The organism is Streptomyces aidingensis (assembly GCF_900112355.1).
GTDB classification, from domain to species: Bacteria; Actinomycetota; Actinomycetes; order Streptomycetales; family Streptomycetaceae; genus Streptomyces; species Streptomyces aidingensis.
Genome location: NZ_FOLM01000001.1, coordinates 155,722 through 173,540, shown reverse-complemented (window position 1 = coordinate 173,540; position 17,819 = coordinate 155,722). Strand labels below are relative to the sequence as shown.

At 70.8% G+C, this 17,819-nt stretch carries 18 protein-coding genes; 4 read left to right on the top strand and 14 right to left on the bottom strand.

Annotated elements, in window-relative coordinates; genetic code table 11:
- Positions 1-24 precede the first annotated feature (24 nt).
- The 14 genes from rplW to rpsL all read right to left on the bottom strand — a co-directional run bounded on the left by rplW (position 25) and on the right by rpsL (position 13,622).
- Positions 25-372 (bottom strand): 50S ribosomal protein L23, encoded by a 348-nt coding sequence (rplW, locus tag BM242_RS00775; protein WP_093836622.1) that lies wholly within the window; start codon positions 370-372, stop codon positions 25-27.
- Entirely contained in the window at positions 372-1,052 is a 681-nt protein-coding gene (gene rplD, locus BM242_RS00770) for a 50S ribosomal protein L4 (protein ID WP_093836621.1), read from the bottom strand. Before rplD ends, rplW begins: the two co-directional genes overlap by 1 nt.
- Before the next feature lie 5 nt (positions 1,053-1,057).
- Complete coding sequence (gene rplC, locus BM242_RS00765; RefSeq protein WP_093837256.1) at positions 1,058-1,717, bottom strand: 50S ribosomal protein L3; 660 nt, start codon at positions 1,715-1,717, stop codon at positions 1,058-1,060.
- A gap of 16 nt (positions 1,718-1,733) precedes the next feature.
- Positions 1,734-2,042, bottom strand: coding sequence for a 30S ribosomal protein S10 (gene rpsJ, locus BM242_RS00760; RefSeq protein WP_016473429.1), 309 nt, complete (start codon positions 2,040-2,042; stop codon positions 1,734-1,736).
- A 437-nt stretch (positions 2,043-2,479) separates the two neighbouring features.
- Positions 2,480-3,970, bottom strand: coding sequence for a sodium/solute symporter (locus tag BM242_RS00755; protein WP_093836620.1), 1,491 nt, complete (start codon positions 3,968-3,970; stop codon positions 2,480-2,482).
- Positions 3,967-4,431 carry a sodium/substrate symporter small subunit gene (locus BM242_RS00750; RefSeq protein ID WP_093836619.1) on the bottom strand — a complete coding sequence of 155 codons (465 nt, stop codon included), beginning with the start codon at positions 4,429-4,431 and terminating at the stop codon, positions 3,967-3,969. The genes BM242_RS00755 and BM242_RS00750 overlap by 4 nt, the downstream gene beginning before the upstream one ends.
- Positions 4,428-5,291, bottom strand: a complete 864-nt coding sequence (locus BM242_RS30695) for a LytR/AlgR family response regulator transcription factor (RefSeq protein WP_093836618.1) — start codon at positions 5,289-5,291, stop codon at positions 4,428-4,430. Before BM242_RS30695 ends, BM242_RS00750 begins: the two co-directional genes overlap by 4 nt.
- 182 nt (positions 5,292-5,473) lie before the next feature.
- Positions 5,474-6,553 carry a sensor histidine kinase gene (locus tag BM242_RS00740; RefSeq protein WP_245833721.1) on the bottom strand — a complete coding sequence of 360 codons (1,080 nt, stop codon included), beginning with the start codon at positions 6,551-6,553 and terminating at the stop codon, positions 5,474-5,476.
- 246 nt (positions 6,554-6,799) lie between these two features.
- Positions 6,800-8,500: a solute symporter family protein gene (locus BM242_RS00735; protein WP_217652342.1), complete on the bottom strand. Its 1,701-nt coding sequence runs from the start codon at positions 8,498-8,500 to the stop codon at positions 6,800-6,802.
- Positions 8,497-8,859 (bottom strand): DUF485 domain-containing protein, encoded by a 363-nt coding sequence (locus tag BM242_RS00730; RefSeq protein WP_217652340.1) that lies wholly within the window; start codon positions 8,857-8,859, stop codon positions 8,497-8,499. The genes BM242_RS00735 and BM242_RS00730 overlap by 4 nt, the downstream gene beginning before the upstream one ends.
- Positions 8,860-9,149: 290 nt before the next feature.
- Positions 9,150-10,343, bottom strand: coding sequence for an elongation factor Tu (tuf, locus tag BM242_RS00725; protein ID WP_093836616.1), 1,194 nt, complete (start codon positions 10,341-10,343; stop codon positions 9,150-9,152).
- Between the two features lie 276 nt (positions 10,344-10,619).
- Positions 10,620-12,737 (bottom strand): elongation factor G, encoded by a 2,118-nt coding sequence (fusA, locus tag BM242_RS00720; RefSeq protein ID WP_093836615.1) that lies wholly within the window; start codon positions 12,735-12,737, stop codon positions 10,620-10,622.
- Positions 12,738-12,776: 39 nt separating this feature from the next.
- A complete protein-coding gene (gene rpsG, locus BM242_RS00715) occupies positions 12,777-13,247 on the bottom strand; it encodes a 30S ribosomal protein S7 (protein ID WP_093836614.1) in 471 nt (156 codons plus the stop codon).
- 3 nt (positions 13,248-13,250) lie between these two features.
- A complete protein-coding gene (rpsL, locus tag BM242_RS00710) occupies positions 13,251-13,622 on the bottom strand; it encodes a 30S ribosomal protein S12 (RefSeq protein WP_093836613.1) in 372 nt (123 codons plus the stop codon).
- Between the two features lie 369 nt (positions 13,623-13,991).
- Here rpsL and BM242_RS00705 point away from each other — a divergent pair, with 369 nt between their 5' ends.
- The 4 genes from BM242_RS00705 (at position 13,992) to BM242_RS29090 (ending at position 17,775) form a co-directional block, all read left to right on the top strand.
- Positions 13,992-15,197, top strand: a complete 1,206-nt coding sequence (locus BM242_RS00705) for an LCP family protein (RefSeq protein WP_093836612.1) — start codon at positions 13,992-13,994, stop codon at positions 15,195-15,197.
- 228 nt (positions 15,198-15,425) lie between these two features.
- Complete coding sequence (locus BM242_RS00700; RefSeq protein ID WP_245833720.1) at positions 15,426-15,809, top strand: hypothetical protein; 384 nt, start codon at positions 15,426-15,428, stop codon at positions 15,807-15,809.
- A 178-nt stretch (positions 15,810-15,987) separates the two neighbouring features.
- Positions 15,988-17,151, top strand: a complete 1,164-nt coding sequence (locus tag BM242_RS00695; protein ID WP_245833719.1) for an ABC transporter substrate-binding protein — start codon at positions 15,988-15,990, stop codon at positions 17,149-17,151.
- Between the two features lie 63 nt (positions 17,152-17,214).
- Positions 17,215-17,775 (top strand): hypothetical protein, encoded by a 561-nt coding sequence (locus BM242_RS29090; RefSeq protein ID WP_175541192.1) that lies wholly within the window; start codon positions 17,215-17,217, stop codon positions 17,773-17,775.
- Positions 17,776-17,819: the final 44 nt, after the last annotated feature.

Below are 17,819 nucleotides of genomic sequence, written 5' to 3'. Positions count from 1 at the left end.
ACTGTTGGTGACTGCCCGTCCCCGTCAGGAGACCGGGCCGCCGAAGATGTCGATGGATTCGCCCTCGGCAAGGGTCACGATGGCGCGCTTGGTGTCGGCGCGCTTGCCGTAGCCGGTGCGGGTGCGCTTGCGCTTGCCCTGCCGGTTGATGGTGTTCACCGAGGCGACCTTGACCGAGAAGACCGCCTCGACGGCCTGCTTGATCTGGGTCTTGTTGGCCCGCGGGTCGACGATGAAGGTGTACTTGTTCTCGTCGAGCAGCGCATAGCTCTTCTCGGAGACCACCGGGCGCAGCAGGATGTCCCGCGGGTCGGTGAAGGTCTTGCTGGTGACGTCGGTGGTCTGGCCGGCCGTCGTGGTGACGTCGCTCATCAGGCGGCGCTCCCTTCCAGCTCCGCCTCGGCCTGCGTGGCCACGGCCTTGCCGCCCCGGACCGGGCCGGCCACGAACGCGTCCAGCGCCGCCTTGGTGAAGACCACGTCGTCGGAGAGGAGCACGTCGTAGGTGTTGAGCTGCCCCGGCTCCAGGATGTGCACGCCGGGCAGGTTGCGGGCGGACAGCCACAGGGCCTCGTCGGCCCGGTCGGCGACCAGCAGCAGGTTCTTGCGGTCGCTGATCTTCCCGAGCAGGGTCCGGGCGGCCTTGGTGGAGATCTCGCCGTCCACCACACTGGTCACCACATGGATCCGGTCGTGCCGGGCCCGGTCGGTCAGCGCCCCGCGCAGCGCGGCGGCCTTCATCTTCTTGGGCGTGCGCTGGCTGTAGTCGCGCGGCACCGGGCCGTGCACCACGCCGCCGCCGGCGAACTGCGGCGCCCGGGTGGAGCCCTGGCGGGCGCGGCCGGTGCCCTTCTGGCGGTACGGCTTCTTGCCGCCGCCGCGGACCTCGCCACGGGTCTTGGTCTTGTGCGTGCCCTGCCGGGCCGCGGCCAGCTGGGCGGTGACGACCTGGTGGATCAGCGGAATGCTGACCTGCACGTCGAAGATCTCCGCGGGGAGCTCGACGGTCCCGGTCTTCTCGCCGGCCGGCGAAAGGATGTCAACGGTGCTCATGTTCCTCAGGCCCCCTTGGCCGCGCTGCGGACCAGGACGAGGCCGCCGTTCGGACCGGGCACCGCGCCCTTGATGAGCAGCAGGCCCTTCTCCGCGTCAACGGCGTGGACGGTCAGGTTCTGGGTGGTCACCCGCTCGTTGCCGGCCCGGCCGGCCATCCGCATGCCCTTGAAGACACGGCCCGGGGTGGCGCAGCCGCCGATCGAGCCGGGCTTGCGGTGCACCCGGTGGGCACCGTGGCTGGCCTTGCCGCCGCGGAAGCCGTGGCGCTTCATGACACCGGCGGTGCCCTTGCCCTTGGAGGTGCCGGTCACGTCGACCTTGATACCGGACTCGAACACCTCGGCGGTGAGCTCCTGGCCGAGGGAGTACTCGGCGGCGTCCGCGGTGCGGATCTCCACCAGGTGGCGGCGCGGGGTGACCCCGGCCTTGGCGAAGTGGCCCTTGAGCGGCTTGTTGACCTTGCGCGGGTCGATCTCGCCGAAGGCGATCTGGACCGCGTCGTAGCCGTCCTGGTCGTTCACGCGTACCTGGGTGACCACGCAGGGACCGGCCTTGACCACGGTCACCGGCACCACGCGGTTGTTCTCGTCCCACACCTGGGTCATGCCGAGCTTCTCGCCCAGCAGGCCCTTGATCTGCTTGGTCTGCACGGTTGCAGTCATCTCGATCACCCGCCCCTCAGAGCTTGATCTCGATGTCGACGCCGGCCGGCAGGTCCAGGCGCATCAGCGAGTCAACGGTCTTGGGCGTCGGGTCGAGGATGTCGATCAGACGCTTGTGGGTGCGCATCTCGAAGTGCTCGCGCGAGTCCTTGTACTTGTGCGGCGACTTGATGACGCAGTACACGTTCTTCTCAGTGGGCAGCGGCACCGGGCCCGCGACCGACGCACCGGTACGGGTCACCGTCTCGACGATCTTCTTCGCCGAGTTGTCGATGACCTCGTGGTCGTAGGCCTTGAGCCGGATGCGGATCTTCTGTCCCGCCATGGCTGCTTCGTTGTCCTGTCTCTCGTTGAGCTCTTCCGGGACCCGGCTTCCGGTGGCCTTCCCCTCCGACCCACGCGGTCGGGCGTGTCGCACTCCTGGGCGGAGTTCGCCGCACGGCGGATCCCCCCTGGAGGTTTCCCCGGGGAGGAGGAGGGGGAGGCTGAAAGCCAGGCGCCTGGCCGGCACCCCGCCCACGCTTCCCGGAAGATCCCGGTACTTCCGCCCCTGCCCCGTTGACCAGGGCTTTCGCGGGACGACGAATACAGTGGGACTCGCTTCCGGTCCTCCCGGCGGGAGGCGCGCGGCATCGGCACTCGACCGAGCAACCTGGCCAGTGTGCCATACCGGACACACCCCCCGCCAATCGGCCCCATGGGCGGGCCCGGCCGTGTGATCCTGCTCACTCCACTGCTCCGCGCCTCGCCGCGGCGCGCGGCTCAGTCGGTGCGCAGCGGGGTGTGCAGCCGCAGGACCGCGCGCTCGGCCCAGGGCGGCGGGGTGCCCAGCCGGGAGACGCGGGAGACGGCGTACATCACCGTGAAGGCGAACGGCACCGTCCAGGCGGCCGGCTGGGCCAGCAGCACGGCCACCACCCCGGGCCCGGCGGGGACGAACACCGAGGCGAGCGCGGCCCCGGTGGAGGCCAGCACCCCGGCGGCCAGCCCGGCCGCGGCGCCCGCCGTGGTCAGGCCGCGCCACCAGATGCCCAGCACCAGCAGCGGGCAGAAGGTCGAGGCGGCCACCGCGAACGCCCAGCCGACCAGCACATTGATGTCCACCGAGGCGGCGGGCAGGGAGAGCAGCACGGCGACCAGCGCGCCGCCGGCCACGGCCAGCCGCAGCCGGCGCAGCCCGGGCCCCGGGGTGCCGGTGCGGGCCAGATCGTGGGAGAGGCCGCCGGCCAGCGCCAGCAGCAGCCCGGAGGAGGTGGAGAGAAAGGCGGCGAACGCCCCGGCCGCCACCACGGCGGTGAGCAGGGTGCCCCAGGGCCCGGGCACGATCGCGCCGGGCAGCACCACGGTGACGGTGTCGGTGTCGCCGGTCTCCACCAGATCCGGGGTGAACACCCGGCCGAGCAGCCCGTAGACGGCCGGGAAGAGGTAGAAGACCCCCAGCAGCACGATCACCCCGACCGCCACCCGGCGGGCCACCCGGGCGGTGGAGCTGGTGTGGAAGCGCATGATGACGTGCGGCAGCCCCACCGCGCCCAGGGTGGTGGCCAGCAGCACCGACCAGGTGGCCAGCAGCGGATGGCCGGAGTCCCCCACGTCCAGCAGCGGGCGGCTCCAGTCGGAAAGGTCCACATGCAGCGCCTCGGCGCGCGGCCCGGTGCCGGCCGAGAAGATCAGCACTATGGCGGGCACGGCGATGAAGAGCAGCTTGACCAGGTAGTGAAAGCCCTGGACATAGGTGGCGGCGCGCATCCCGCCGGTGACGATGGAGACACTGACCACCAGCCCGGCCAGCACCACCCCGACCCAGTAGGGAGTGCCGGAGACCAGATGCAGCACCACGCCCGCGCCCTTGAACTGCGGCACCAGATACAGCCACATGATCACCAGCACGATCACCGCGCACAGCTTGCGGATGGTCCGGGAGGCGAGCCGGTAGTCGGCGAAGTCCGGCACGGTGTAGGCGCCGGAGCGCCGCATCGGCCCGGCGACCAGGGCGGCCACCGCCACATAGCCGGCGGTGAAGCCGACCGCGTACCACAGGGTGCCCACGCCGTTCTTCAGCATCAGCCCGGCCAGGCCGAGCACCGAGGCGGCCGAGACATACTCGCCCGCGATGGCCATGGCGTTCCAGCCGGGCTTGACCCGGTGCGAGGCGACCAGGAAGTCCGGGGTGGAGCGGGCCGCCCGGACCCCGTAGACGCCGATGGCCATGCTGGTGGCGAGCAGCAGCCCGATGGCGAGCAGCCCGGTCACCGCACCGCCCCCCGCTGCCCGCGCCCCGGGGCCGCGGGCCGGTCCCCGGCCGGACCGCCGGAGAACGGGCCGGGCCCGGACTCGCGGAAGTGCCAGGAGGAGCCGTCCTCGATCCGCTCCGCGGCGCGGACGTGCAGGAAGGCGATCACCAGCAGCACCGGATAGCTGCCGGTCATCAGCATCAGCCAGGACACCGGCGCGCCGAACAGCGTCACCCGGTCCAGCCCCGGGGAGACGGCGAGTATCCCGCTGAGCCCGAACAGCAGCGCGATCAGCAGCACCAGGGTGCGCACCGCCAGCCGCCGCTGGCGCACAAAGACCTTGCGCGCCTCCGCGTCCGCCCGCCGGTCGGCGGCGTCACCGTCCGGCGGCGGCAGCAGATGCTGGGCCGGCCGGTGGCGCCGGGACAGCGCGATCCGGGTCTGCGGGGAGGTGACGCGGACCCGGCGCGGCGAGGTCACCGCGGCGGCCGGGCCTGCTGCCCGGCGTCCCGCACCGCGGCCAGCAGCCGCTCCTTGAGCGCCCGCGCATGGCGCCGGCTGACCGGCACATCACCGGCCGGGGTGCAGGCCAGCAGCCCGGAGGAGCTGGTCACCCGCAGGTCCCGGATCCAGCGGACGGCGACCAGATAGCCGCGGTGCGCCCGGACGAAGCCGGCCGGGCCCCAGACGTCCTCCAGATAGGACAGCGACAGCCGGATGAGGTGCACGCCCTCCGCGGTGTGCAGCCGGACGTAGTCACCGTGCGCCTCGGCGTACTGGATGTCGTCCCGGTGCACGAAGACGGTGTGCCGGCCGGTCTCGATCTGCACCACGGACAGTTCCTCCCCGGCGGCCGGACCGGCCGGCCCGCCGGGCGCGCCGGGCCCGTCCCCGGCGTCCGGCCCGGCGGCGGCCGGTGCCCGGCGCGGGCCGCGCACCCGGGCGACGGCCTCGGCCAGCCGTTCCGGCCGGACCGGTTTGAGCAGATAGTCGGCGGCGCCCACGCCGAACGCCGCCACGGCATGGTTCTCCGAGGCGGTGACGAAGACGATGGCGGGCGGCTCGGAGAGCATGTTCAGCACCCGGGCCACCTCCATGCCGTCCAGCCCCGGCATGGAGATGTCCAGGAAGACCACGTCGAAGGCGGCCGTGCCGATCAGCCGGACCGCGGCCTCGCCGCTGTCCGCCTGCCGCACGGTGCCGACCTCCCGGAAGCGCTCCAGCATGCCGGCCAGTTCCTGGCGGGTGGAGGTCTCGTCCTCGACCACCAGCGCCCGCAGCCCCGGGCCGGCGGCCGGGGCGCCCTCGGCGACGGCGGCGGTTCCGCTGGGTCCAGTCATCGGTTCTCCTCGCAGGGACGGGAAACGGCGGGAGTCGGGCAGAGAGCCGGAAGGGTGATGACAGCAGCAAACCTCACCCGGCGGGCGGAGGGAATCCCCCGGCGCACGTTCTTCGCGGGACGGCGGTTATGTCACGCATGTCACGTTAAGCCGATGAAGCGGACAATCCCGCCGGCCGGCCGTCAGTCCAGCGTGACTCCTCTCATGAACCGCGGGATGCGGACGATCACCTTGGTGCCGCTGCCCGGCGCGGTTTCGATGACCAGCCCGTGCTCGGGCCCGTAGACCGTGCGCAGCCGCTGGTCCACATTGGCCAGCCCGACACTCCCCCACGCTTCCCGCGGGGGCACGCCCAGGGCCGGCGCGCCCGTCCCGGCCAGGATCGCCTGGGCCCGCTCCGGCTCCATGCCGACCCCGTCGTCCTCCACCTCGATCACGCACAGCGGCCCCTCGCCGAAACCGGAGACGGTGACCGAGCCCTTGCCCGGCTTGCGCTCCAGTCCGTGCCGCACCGCGTTCTCCACGATCGGCTGGATGACCAGGAAGGGAATGGCCACCGGCAGGATCTCCGGGGCCATCCGCACGGTGATCTCCAGCCGGTCGTCGAACCGGGCCCGCTGGAGCTCCAGATAGGTGTGCACGGCCTGGAGCTCGTCCGCCACCGTGGCGTAGTCGCCCTTGGTGGAGAAGCTGTAGCGCAGATAGTCGGCGAAGTCGGTGAGCAGGGTGCGCGCCCGGTCCGGGTCGGGGCGGATCCGGGCGGCGATCACGGCCAGCGCGTTGTGCAGGAAGTGCGGCGAGATCTGGGCGCGCAGGGTGCGCAGATCGGCCTGGGCGATGCGGGCCCGGGCCCGGCGCAGCGCGGCGTGGTCCAGCGAGCGGGCCACCAGATCGGCCGCGGCCACCAGATCCTGCTCGGCCGCCCCGGTGGCGGCCAGCGCCCCGGCCAGTTCCCCCGCGACCAGCAGCGGCGCCGCCGTCCAGCCCTCCCGCTGGGCGGGGGTGGCGTGCTCATACGCCTGGGCCAGCAGCGCGCCGATCTCCTCGGGCTCCGGCCGGGCGCCGGACGCGGCCACGGCGCCGTCCAGATCGGCCAGCAGCACCCCGCCGGCCCCGAGCAGCCGCCGCAGCCGGGCCGCGGCCGAGGCGGCGCGCCGGCCGTGCAGGCCCTCGGCCAGGTCCTCACCGATCTGCCGGGCGGCGGTCAGCACCACCGCGGTCTCCCCCGCGGCGACGTTGCGACGGCGCATCCGCTCCAGCATGGGCGGCACGCTAGCCCAGCGGAGCCGATGGCAGGTAGATGCCGGGATGGCGGAATTCCGGTGGTCCGGTCGGTCATCGGCCCGGCCCGGGCCGGCCGCCCGGCCGCCGGATGCACCCGGTCCGCCCCGCCTGGGCGGCCACAGCGGTGGCTGCCCGGCGGGACGGACCCGGGAAGAGGACCGGTGCGCCGCGCCCGAAAGGCGCACCGGTCCCAGGACGTGCGGCTGGGCCGCACCGGGTGCGGCTCAGTGCACGACCGCCTTTTCCGCGCCCGCGCCGGTGAGGGCACGGACCTGGAGCTCGGCGAACCGGGCGTCGTCCCGCTCCTTGGACAGCAGGGTGCCGACGACGGCGCACAGCAGGCCGAGCGGGATGGAGACCAGTCCCGGGTTGGACAGCGGGAACCAGGAGAAGTCGACCCCGGCCGGGAAGAGCGAGAGGGAGTTCCCCTCGGCGTCGACCTTTCCGGACACCACCGGCGAGAAGAAGACCAGGCCCACCGCGCTGATCAGACCGCCGTAGATGCCGCACAGCGCACCGGTGGTGTTGAACCGCTTCCAGAACAGGCTGAGCAGGATGGTGGGCAGGTTGGCCGAGGCCGCGATGGCGAAGGCCAGCGCCACCAGGAACGCCACATTCAGGTTCTGCGCGAAGATCGCCAGGATGATGGCGGCCACCCCGACCCCGAAGGCCGCCAGCCGCGCCACCCGGACCTCCTGCTGCTCGGTGGCCCTGCCCCGCTTGATGACGCTGTTGTACAGGTCGTGGGCGAGCGAGGAGGAGGACGCGATGGTCAGGCCGGCCACCGTGGAGAGGATGGCGGCGAAGGCCACCGCGGCGATCAGCGCCAGCATCACCGCGCCCAGGAATTCGCCGCCGAAGTGGATGCCGACCTCCTCGGCGAGCTGTGGTGCCGCGGTGTTGCCGGCCGCGTTCTGGGCGGTGATGGCGTCCTTGCCCACCAGGGCGGCGGCACCGAAGCCCAGCACCAGCGTCATCAGGTAGAAGCTGCCGATCAGGCCGATGCCCCAGTTGACGGACTTCCGGGCGGTCTTGGCGTCCGGCACGGTGTAGAAGCGGATCAGGATGTGCGGCAGACCGGCGGTGCCCAGCACCAGGGCCAGGCCCAGCGAGATCAGGTCCAGCTTGTTGATCATGGTCTGCCAGGCATCGCCCGCCACATCCACGCCGTATCGCTGCCCGGGTTCCAGGAACGCGGCGCCCACACCGCTGGCGTCGGCCGCGTCGTTCATCAGCTCGGCCAGGTCGAAGCCGTAGATGGCCAGTACCAGCACGGTGAGCAGCGCGGCGCCGCCCATCAGCATGACCGCCTTGACGATCTGCACCCAGGTGGTGCCCTTCATGCCGCCGAAGGTGACATAGACGATCATCAGGATGCCCACGATGATGATGCCCATGATCTTGGCGGTGTCGGCGCTCATGCCGAGGTAGGTCTCGCCCGGCCGGATGCCCAGCAGCAGGGCGATCAGCGCGCCCGCGCCGACCATCTGGGCCAGCAGATAGAAGATCGACACGGTGAGGGTGGAGACCGAGGCGGCGGTCCGCACCGGGCGCTGCCGCATCCGGTAGGACAGCACATCGGCCATGGTGAACCGGCCGGAGTTGCGCAGCAGTTCGGCCACCAGCAGCAGCGCCACCAGCCAGGCCACCAGGAAGCCGATGGAGTACAGGAAGCCGTCGTAGCCGGAGAGCGAGATGATGCCGGCGATGCCGAGGAAGGACGCCGCCGACATGTAGTCGCTGCCGATGGCGAAGCCGTTCTGCATGCCGGTGAACTCCCGGCCGCCGGAGTGGAAGTCGGCCGCGGTCCGGGTGTACCTGCTGGCCCACACGGTGATGCCGAGGGTGGCGGCGATCATCACGGTGAACAGGATGACGGTGATCAGACGTCCGGAGGAGGACGCCTCCTGGGCGAAGGTCATCATCGGACGCCCTCCTCGAGCTCCTCGCGCAGTTCGTCGGCGAGCGGATCGATCCGGCGGTTGGCGAACCGGGCGTACCAGAAGGCGATGCCGAAGGTGGAGACGAACTGGAGCACGCCGAAGACCAGGGCGAAGTTGAAGCTGCCGATGATGTCGGTGCCCATCAGACCGCGGGCGTAGGCGGACATCACCACATACAGCAGGTACCAGGCGAAGAAGGCGATGCTCATCGGAACGACGAACCGCAGCAGCCGGCTGCGCAGCTCCTTGAAACGCGGGTCGTCGTGCATGGTCACCGAGCGGGCCTGAAGTTCTCCACGGGGTGGATCGGTGGCTTCGTGCAAGGCGTGTGAAGAGCTCATGTCCGGCTCCTGGTTCGGGGACGATATGTCGGCCTGATCAACGAGGCACGTGTCGTGGGAATGTAAGGAGGCTCACTTTCCCTGGGCAGTGCCCTTACCGGCCCAGTCGCCGAAAGCGGGTGTCCCGCGCCGAACGGCCGTCCGCCATGCGCCGAACGGCCGCCGAACGGCCGGTGCGCCGCTCACCGGGCGCCGGGACGCGGCGGCCCCGGGCACGGCAAAGGGCCCCGGTCCGCCGCGGATCATGCGGCGGGCCGGGGCCCTTCGGGTGACGGTCGGCCGTCGTCAGATCACTTGATGATCTTGGTGACCTGGCCGGCGCCCACGGTGCGGCCACCCTCGCGGATGGCGAACTTCAGGCCCTCCTCCATGGCGATGGGCTGGATCAGCTCCACGCGCATGGAGGTGTTGTCGCCCGGCATGACCATCTCGGTGCCCTCGGGGAGGTGCACCACGCCGGTGACGTCGGTGGTCCGGAAGTAGAACTGCGGACGGTAGTTGTTGAAGAACGGGGTGTGCCGCCCGCCCTCGTCCTTGGACAGGATGTAGACCTGGCCCTCGAACTCGGTGTGCGGGGTGACCGAGCCCGGCTTGATGACGACCTGGCCGCGCTCGACGTCCTCGCGCTTGACGCCGCGGAGCAGCAGACCGACGTTCTCACCGGCCTGGCCCTCGTCGAGCAGCTTGCGGAACATCTCGATGCCGGTGACGGTGGTGGTGGTCTTGGTCTCGTGGATACCGATGATGTCCACGGTCTCGTTGACCTTCAGCACACCGCGCTCGATACGGCCGGTGACGACCGTACCGCGACCGGTGATGGTGAAGACGTCCTCGATCGGCATCAGGAACGGCTTCTCGGTCTCGCGCTCCGGCTCCGGCACGTTCTCGTCGACGGCCTTCATCAGGTCGACGATGCTCTTCGCCCACTCGGCGTCGCCCTCCAGCGCCTTCAGCGCGGAGACGCGGACCACCGGGAGGTCGTCACCGGGGAACTCGTACTCGGAGAGCAGCTCGCGGACCTCCAGCTCCACCAGCTCCAGGATCTCCTCGTCGTCCACCATGTCGGTCTTGTTCAGAGCGACGACGATGTACGGCACACCCACCTGGCGGGCCAGGAGCACGTGCTCCTTGGTCTGCGGCATCGGGCCGTCGGTGGCGGCCACCACCAGGATCGCGCCGTCCATCTGGGCGGCACCGGTGATCATGTTCTTGATGTAGTCCGCGTGACCCGGGCAGTCGACGTGGGCGTAGTGACGGTTCTCCGTCTGGTACTCGACGTGCGCGATGGAGATGGTGATACCGCGCTGCCGCTCCTCGGGCGCCTTGTCGATCTGGTCGAACGGCGACGCCTCGTTGAGTTCCGGGTACGTGTCAGCCAGCACCTTGGTGATCGCCGCGGTAAGAGTGGTCTTGCCGTGGTCGATGTGACCGATGGTGCCGATGTTGACGTGGGGCTTAGTCCGCTCGAACTTCGCCTTCGCCACTGGGGTCCTCCTGTGGACTGGTGCTGTACGCCCTCCGCGTCTTGCGGAGAGGGCCAGATGGTCGTAGACCGAACCGGTCAGGACCCCGAGGGGGACGCCCTTGACCGTTTCGCTTTGGGTTTTGGCTGGGTCTGACTGGGCGGTCAGAGCCACCGGGACGATGCTCCGGCCGGGCGGGACCGCGACGGAACGCAGCCCGCCCGACCTGGGAGCATATGCCCCGTATGCCTGATTGCTCCAGCTTAAGGGGTGTGAGACCGGACGGCGTGCCCGGCCTTACTCGCCCTTGGCCTTTGCGATGATCTCCTCGGAGACGTTCTTGGGAACCTCGCCATAGGAGTCGAACTCCATGGAGTAGCTCGCCCGGCCCGAGGTCTTGCTCCGCAGATCGCCGACATAGCCGAACATCTCCGAGAGCGGGACCAGAGCCCTGACGACCTTGGCTCCACTGCGGTCCTCCATGGCCTGGATCTGGCCGCGGCGGGAGTTCAGGTCGCCGATCACATCGCCCATGTAGTCCTCGGGCGTGGTGACCTCGACCTTCATCAGCGGCTCCAGCAGGGCCGGACCGGCCTTGCGGGCGGCCTCCTTGAAGGCCATGGAACCGGCGATCTTGAACGCCATCTCCGAGGAGTCCACCTCGTGGTAGGCGCCGTCGAGCAGGGTCACCTTGACGCCGGTCAGCGGGTAGCCGGCGAGCACGCCGAACTCCATCGCCTCCTGGCAGCCCGCGTCCACCGAGGGGATGTACTCCTTGGGGATGCGGCCACCGGTGACCTTGTTGACGAACTCGTAGCCGTCGCCCTCCAGCGGCTCCACCGCGATGATCACGCGGGCGAACTGGCCCGAACCACCCGTCTGCTTCTTGTGGGTGTATTCGAGCTTCTCCACCGTCTTGCGGATCGTCTCGCGGTAGGCCACCTGCGGCTTGCCGACGTTGGCCTCGACCCGGAACTCGCGCTTCATGCGGTCGACCAGCACGTCCAGGTGCAGCTCGCCCATGCCCGCGATGATCGTCTGGCCGGTCTCCTCGTCGGTCTTGACCTGGAAGGACGGGTCCTCCTCGGCCAGCCGCTGGATGGCCACGCCCAGCTTCTCCTGGTCGCCCTTGGACTTCGGCTCGATGGCCACCTCGATGACCGGCGTCGGGAAGTCCATGGACTCCAGGATCACCGGCTGCGCCGCATCGGAAAGGGTCTCACCGGTGGTGGTCTGCTTCAGACCCATGACGGCGACGATGTCGCCGGCGCCCACGCGGCTGATCTCCTCCCGCTTGTTGGCGTGCATCCGGTACACCTTGCCGATCCGCTCCTTCTTGCCCTTGACCGAGTTCAGCACCTGGGTGCCGGCCTCCAGGACACCGGAGTAGACGCGGATGAAGGTCAGCTTGCCCAGGTGCGGGTCGCTGGCGATCTTGAAGGCCAGCGCCGACAGCGGCTCGTCCTCGGACGGCCGGCGGGCCAGGACCTTCTCCGGGTCCTTCGGGTCGTGCCCCTCCACGGCCTCCACGTCCAGCGGGGAGGGCAGGTACCGCACCACCGCGTCCAGCAGCGGCTGCACGCCCTTGTTCTTGAAGGCGGTGCCGCAGAAGACCGGGGTGACGGTGGTGCCGCCGCCGATGGAGGACAGGGTGGCCCGGCGGATCGCCGCATAGAGCTCGTCCTCGGAGAACTCCTCGCCCTCCAGGTACTTCTCCATGGCCTCGTCGTCGTTCTCGGCCACGGTCTCCAGCAGCTTGGCCCGGTACTCCTCGGCCTGCGCCTGGAGCTCGGCGGGGATGTCGACGGTGTCGTACATCTCGCCCAGCTTGGCCTCCTCGGACCACACCAGGGCCTTCATCCGGACCAGGTCGATCACGCCCCGGAAGTCCGCCTCGGCACCGATCGGCAGCTGCATCACGATCGGGGTGGCGTTCAGCCGGTCCACGATCATGTCCACACAGCGCAGGAAGTCGGCACCGGTGCGGTCGAGCTTGTTGACGAAGCAGATCCGCGGCACGCCGTAGCGGTCGGCCTGACGCCACACCGTCTCGGACTGCGGCTCCACACCGGCGACCCCGTCGAACACGGTCACCGCACCGTCGAGCACCCGCAGCGAACGCTCCACCTCGATGGTGAAGTCCACGTGGCCCGGGGTGTCGATGATGTTGATCGTGTGATCCACGTTCTCCAGCGGCCAGTGACAGGTGGTGGCCGCGGAGGTGATGGTGATGCCCCGCTCCTGCTCCTGGGCCATCCAGTCCATCGTGGCTGCGCCGTCGTGGACCTCACCGATCTTGTAGCTGACGCCCGTGTAGTACAGGATCCGCTCGGTGGTCGTCGTCTTGCCCGCGTCGATGTGGGCCATGATCCCGATGTTGCGGACCCTGGCCAGGTCAAGTGAAGTGGTAGCCATAAGGCTTCAGTCTTCTCTCGGTTCTCGATGGGGTAGCGACTACCAGCGGTAGTGCGCGAAGGCCTTGTTGGACTCGGCCATCTTGTGGGTGTCCTCGCGCTTCTTGACCGAGGCGCCCAGGCCGTTGGACGCGTCGAGCAGCTCGTTCATCAGCCGCTCGGTCATGGTCTTCTCCCGGCGGGCGCGCGAGTACCCGACCAGCCAGCGCAGCGCCAGCGTGGCGGACCGGGAAGCCCGGACCTCGACCGGCACCTGATAGGTCGCACCGCCCACCCGGCGCGAGCGCACCTCAAGGGTCGGCTTCACGTTCTCCACCGCACGCTTCAGCGTGATCAGCGGGTCGTTGCCGGTCTTCTCCCGCAGCCCCTCCAGGGCGCCGTACACGATGCGCTCGGCGGTGGAGCGCTTGCCGTGCAGCAGCACCTTGTTGATCAGGGACGTCACCAGGGGGGAGCCGTAAACCGGGTCGATGATGACCGGACGCTTCGGGGCAGGGCCCTTACGAGGCATTGCTTACTTCTCCTTCTTGGCGCCGTAGCGGCTGCGGGCCTGCTTGCGGTTCTTGACGCCCTGGGTGTCCAGGGAACCGCGGATGATCTTGTAGCGAACACCCGGCAGGTCCCGCACCCGGCCACCGCGCACCAGCACGATGGAGTGCTCCTGGAGGTTGTGGCCCTCCCCCGGGATGTAAGCCGTGACCTCGATCCCGCTGGTCAGTCGCACACGCGCGACCTTGCGCAGGGCCGAGTTCGGCTTCTTGGGGGTGGTGGTGAAGACACGCGTGCAGACGCCGCGCCGCTGCGGGGAGCCGCTGAGCGCAAGCGTCTTGTTCTTCTCGGCCTTGTCCTGCCGGCCCTTGCGGACCAGCTGCTGGATCGTTGGCACAGTTTCTCCGGTTTCTGTGTGCCGTCTCGGTAAAACTAACCCGGGCCACGCGGCCGACCCACGCGGTCGGGCGTGTCGCCACCGGTCCACCATCCCGCGGGTTTTACCCGCCCGCCGGGCGGGGAGTGTTGTCCGGGAGAGGATGCACCGGCTGACGTCCGCCCCGCCCCGGCCCACCCCGCGGCGAGGGCGGGAAAACGTGAGCGCGCAGGGGACAGCCCAGGCACAAGGTCAGAGCCTACCTAGCGCATCCGCCTGGGTCAAAACAACAGGACGCGCACAGCTCCGCCGCCCTCCCCGGCACCCTCCGGCCTGCGAAAGCTCTTGCGAACCCCTCCCGGGGACACGGGAGATGGGCACAATGTGTAGATGGAAACAGGAGGGGACGGCGGCAGATCCCTGACGGATGCCGTGCGTGACACCAGTGCGAGTGAGGTGCCGGCCCGGGCCGGCACGCAGGACCGGGGGCGGCGGGACGAGGGGGCCGCCGCCGACCCTACACCCCGTCCCCGCCCGGACACGCCGGACACCGACGCCGACGGGGCCGTGGTCGGCAACGGGGTCGGCAACGGGGACGGCGGGAAGACCGGCCGGGGCGCCCCGGCGAAACGCCGGCGCCGCCGGTGGCCGCTGGTGCTGGCCGGCGTGACCGCCGCGCTGCTGGGCCTGGTCCTGGCCGGAGCCGGCTGGCTGTGGTGGAAGACGGAGCAGACCTTCGACTCCGTGGACCGCATCCCGGACGCCCTCCCCGATCTGCCCGAGGAGGAGCAGCCCGCCCCCTCCGCGGGCGACGCCCAGATCTATCTGCTGATCGGCCTGGACGCGGAGTGGGAACCGGACGCCGAGCCGGGCCCCGCCTGGCAGGCCGGGGCGGCCCGCAGCGACACCATGATGCTGATGCACATACCGGGCGACCGGTCCTCCGCCACCCTGGTCTCCATCCCCCGCGACACCTGGGTGGAGATCCCCGGCCATGGCGAGGCCAAGCTCAACGCCGCCTACTCATGGGGCGGCACCCCGCTGCTGGTGCAGACCGTCCAGGACTACACCGATCTGCGCATCGACCATCTCGCGGTGCTCGACTGGTCCGGCTTCCGGGAACTCACCGACGCGGTCGGCGGCGTCACCATCGACGGCGAGAGGATGACCGGCGAACAGGCCCTGGCCTATGTCCGGGAGCGCCGGAACCTGCCCGAGGGGGACTTCGACCGCACCCGCCGCCAGCAGCACTTCCTCCGCTCGCTGCTGGCGCAGACCCTCTCCGGCGGCACCATGACGGACATGGGCAGACTCAACGGCCTGATGGAGACCGTCGGAGAGGTGGTCAGCGTGGACGACCGGCTCTCCAACGGCGACCTGCGCACACTGGCCTGGGAACTGCGTTCGCTGCGCAGCTCGGAGGTGAACTTCATGAACGCCCCGGTGATCGGCACCGACACCGTCCAGGGCCAGTCCGTCGTCCTGCTCGACTGGGAGGCCGCGGCCCCGCTGTGGGACGCCATGCGCGACGACACCATGGACGAGTTCCTCGCCTCCGGCGACGCCCCGCCGCTGCTGGGCGAAGCGGTTCGCTGAGCCACCGGGGCGTCCATGCCGGGCGGCGTGGCGCGGGAGCACCCGCTCGCCGACCGGGCCCGAGGTCCGGGACGGCCACGGCGTCACCCCGGCGTCCCATCGGATTACCCGTTGATCATCCGGTCCAGTGATCATCCGTTCATCGCCCGTACCGATCGCATGCATCTTCGTTTCGCCTGGTGAACCCGGCCGCTGGGCCGGGACCGATCCAGGGGAAGGAAACCAACGATGATGCACGGAGCACGGCGACTGGCGGTGGCGGCCTCGGCAGCGGCGATCCTGCTGGTACTCCCCGCCGGCACGGCGACCGCCCATGACGGCGACAGCGACGCGGGGGTGGGCGGTCTGCTGTCCAACCTCTCCGGCAGGAACTCCTCCGGCCACGCCAATCTCTGCGGCACGGGCAAGCTGGGACTCCTCAAGGAGCTCACCTGCGTGACCGAGGACACCGGCCAGGGCGGCGGCGGCGACCACGCCGGCCCCGTCGGCGGCCTGCTGTCCAACCTCCTGTTCGCCCGCAACGCCACCGGCCACAGCAACAACTGCGGCAACGAGACCGTGGCGATCCTCACCCGCACCACCTGCGTCACGGTGGACCGCTCCGGCCACTGAGCGGTGCACGCCCCCCGCAGCGCCGGTGCGGGAACCGGCCCGGCGCCCGCCACCCGATTCCTGGAGATCCGGCGGGCACCGGGCACGCAACACCACAGGACAGAACCGAGCAGGGCGAGCGAATTGGTGTGATATGTCTTCCGTGTCGTCGTCTTCCACTTCTCTGTGCATCGGGGTAGTGGCCCCGCTGACCGGGCGGCTGGCGCCCCTCGGGGCACCGCTGTCATACATCGTCCGCACGCTGGCCCCGCGGCTGCCGCAGGTGCGCAACGGCGGCCGGCGCCACAACGTGACCGTCACCGTGCGCGACTCCCGCTCCGATCCGCGGGCGGCACGGCAGGCGGTGCGCGAACTGGCCGGGCAGGACGGGGCCCGCATCGTACTCACCATGGCCGGGACCCGGGTGCTGCCGGCCGTGACCGACGCCTGCGAGCAGGCCGGGGTGCCCTGCGTCTCGACCACCTTCCCCTGGCAGGCGTACTTCCGGGCGCGCGGCGCCGATCCCGGGCACCGGTTCCGCTGGACGTACCACTTCGCCTGGGGACTGGACGACATCGCCCGTGTCTTCGCCGGCCTGTGGGAGGGGACCGACCACCGGGGCCCCGTCGGCTGCCTGTGGAACGACGATCTGCAAGGCGTCCTGCTGCGCCACGAACGGTACGGCTTCCCGCCGGTGGCCTCCGCGCGCGGGCACACCCTGGCGGACCTCGGCCCCTACCGGGAACCGGCCGCGGATTTCCGCGCCCAGGTGGACCGGATGCGCGTCACCGGCGCCGATGTCATCACCAGCGCCGCCACCGCCACCGACCTGGCCCTGTTCCACCGCCGGGCCCGCGAGGCGGGGCTGCGCCCCCGGCTGATCACCTGCTCGCGCTGGCTGACCTACCCGCACACCAGCACCGCCGCCCCCGAGGTGCACGGCGAACTCGCCGACGCCCGCGTGGCCACACTCGTCTACTGGAGCCCCGACCACCCCTACCGCTCCAGCCTCGACGGCACCGGCTGCGCGGAACTCGCCCACGCCTACCGGCAGGCCACCGGCAGTCCCTGGCTCCAGCCGCTGGGCCTGGCGCACGCCCTGCTGGAGACCGCCCACCACGCCCTGGCCACCGCGGCCGATCCCACGGACCGCGCCTGCGTCGCCCGGGCCATCGCCGAGGTCCCCGCGGACACCATCGCCGGCCCTCTGGACTGGTCCCGGGGCCCGGCCCCCAACATCGCGCTCCTGCCGCTGACCGGCGGCCAGTGGCACCCCGGCCCGGACGGTCCGCGCCTCGCCCTGGTGAGCAACACCGGCCACCCCGGCCTCCCCCTCACCGGCGATCTCACCCCGGTCCGGTAATCACCGGCCGTCCGGATCACCGGGGCGGACTGCGATGATGGCCCACAGCGGGAGGGAGGGGCTGTGGCACAGGAACGGGAACCGGTGCAGGGGGCCGGCGGGGAGGCGCACCACGGGCTGGGCGAGATGGTGCGGGAGCATCCGGTGGACAACCGGCGGCGCGGCCGGCACGCGGCGTGGTGGCTGGGCTCGGGTGGCCTGGCGCTGCTCGGCTCGGCGGTGCCGGCGCTGCTCGGCGTCACCGGCGCGGGTTCCCCGGTCCCGGCAGCAGTGCCCGGCGTGCTGGCCCCGCTCGGGATGATCGCGGTGCTGACCGGACTCGATCCCGCGCTGGGCTGGGCCCGGGCCAGATCCGGCGGCGAGTCCGTCTCCCGGCACCAGGGCGGGCTGCTGCACCGCCGGGGCGCGCTGTGGTGGTCCTATCCCTGGGCACGGGTGTACCAGCTGGGCATGAGCCGCCGCGAACGCCGGCTCCAGCGGGAGCTTCGCCCGGGGCCGGAGTACGCGGTACGGGTGCACGGACGGCCGGTGCTGTATCTCTCGCCCTATCTGCGGGATGCCGAGCTGCTGGCCCGGGAGACCGGGCGGGAGCTGCGACGCCGCAGACTGCCCGTCGACATCTGACCATGAAAAGCCGGTGGCCCCGCGCGGGTGCGCGGGGCCACCGG

Excerpts from the sequence above, each read along its gene's own strand:
- rplW (WP_093836622.1), bottom strand. The coding sequence starts at position 372 with ATGAGCGACGTCACCACGACGGCCGGCCAGACCACCGACGTCACCAGC.
- BM242_RS00735 (WP_217652342.1), bottom strand. The coding sequence starts at position 8,500 with ATGATGACCTTCGCCCAGGAGGCGTCCTCCTCCGGACGTCTGATCACC.
- fusA (WP_093836615.1), bottom strand. The coding sequence starts at position 12,737 with ATGGCTACCACTTCACTTGACCTGGCCAGGGTCCGCAACATCGGGATC.
- BM242_RS00730 (WP_217652340.1), bottom strand. The coding sequence starts at position 8,859 with ATGAGCTCTTCACACGCCTTGCACGAAGCCACCGATCCACCCCGTGGA.
- BM242_RS30695 (WP_093836618.1), bottom strand. The coding sequence starts at position 5,291 with ATGACTGGACCCAGCGGAACCGCCGCCGTCGCCGAGGGCGCCCCGGCC.
- rplD (WP_093836621.1), bottom strand. The coding sequence starts at position 1,052 with ATGAGCACCGTTGACATCCTTTCGCCGGCCGGCGAGAAGACCGGGACC.
- BM242_RS00700 (WP_245833720.1), top strand. The coding sequence starts at position 15,426 with ATGATGCACGGAGCACGGCGACTGGCGGTGGCGGCCTCGGCAGCGGCG.
- rpsJ (WP_016473429.1), bottom strand. The coding sequence starts at position 2,042 with ATGGCGGGACAGAAGATCCGCATCCGGCTCAAGGCCTACGACCACGAG.
- BM242_RS00740 (WP_245833721.1), bottom strand. The coding sequence starts at position 6,553 with ATGCTGGAGCGGATGCGCCGTCGCAACGTCGCCGCGGGGGAGACCGCG.
- rpsG (WP_093836614.1), bottom strand. The coding sequence starts at position 13,247 with ATGCCTCGTAAGGGCCCTGCCCCGAAGCGTCCGGTCATCATCGACCCG.
- BM242_RS00705 (WP_093836612.1), top strand. The coding sequence starts at position 13,992 with ATGGAAACAGGAGGGGACGGCGGCAGATCCCTGACGGATGCCGTGCGT.
- rplC (WP_093837256.1), bottom strand. The coding sequence starts at position 1,717 with ATGACTGCAACCGTGCAGACCAAGCAGATCAAGGGCCTGCTGGGCGAG.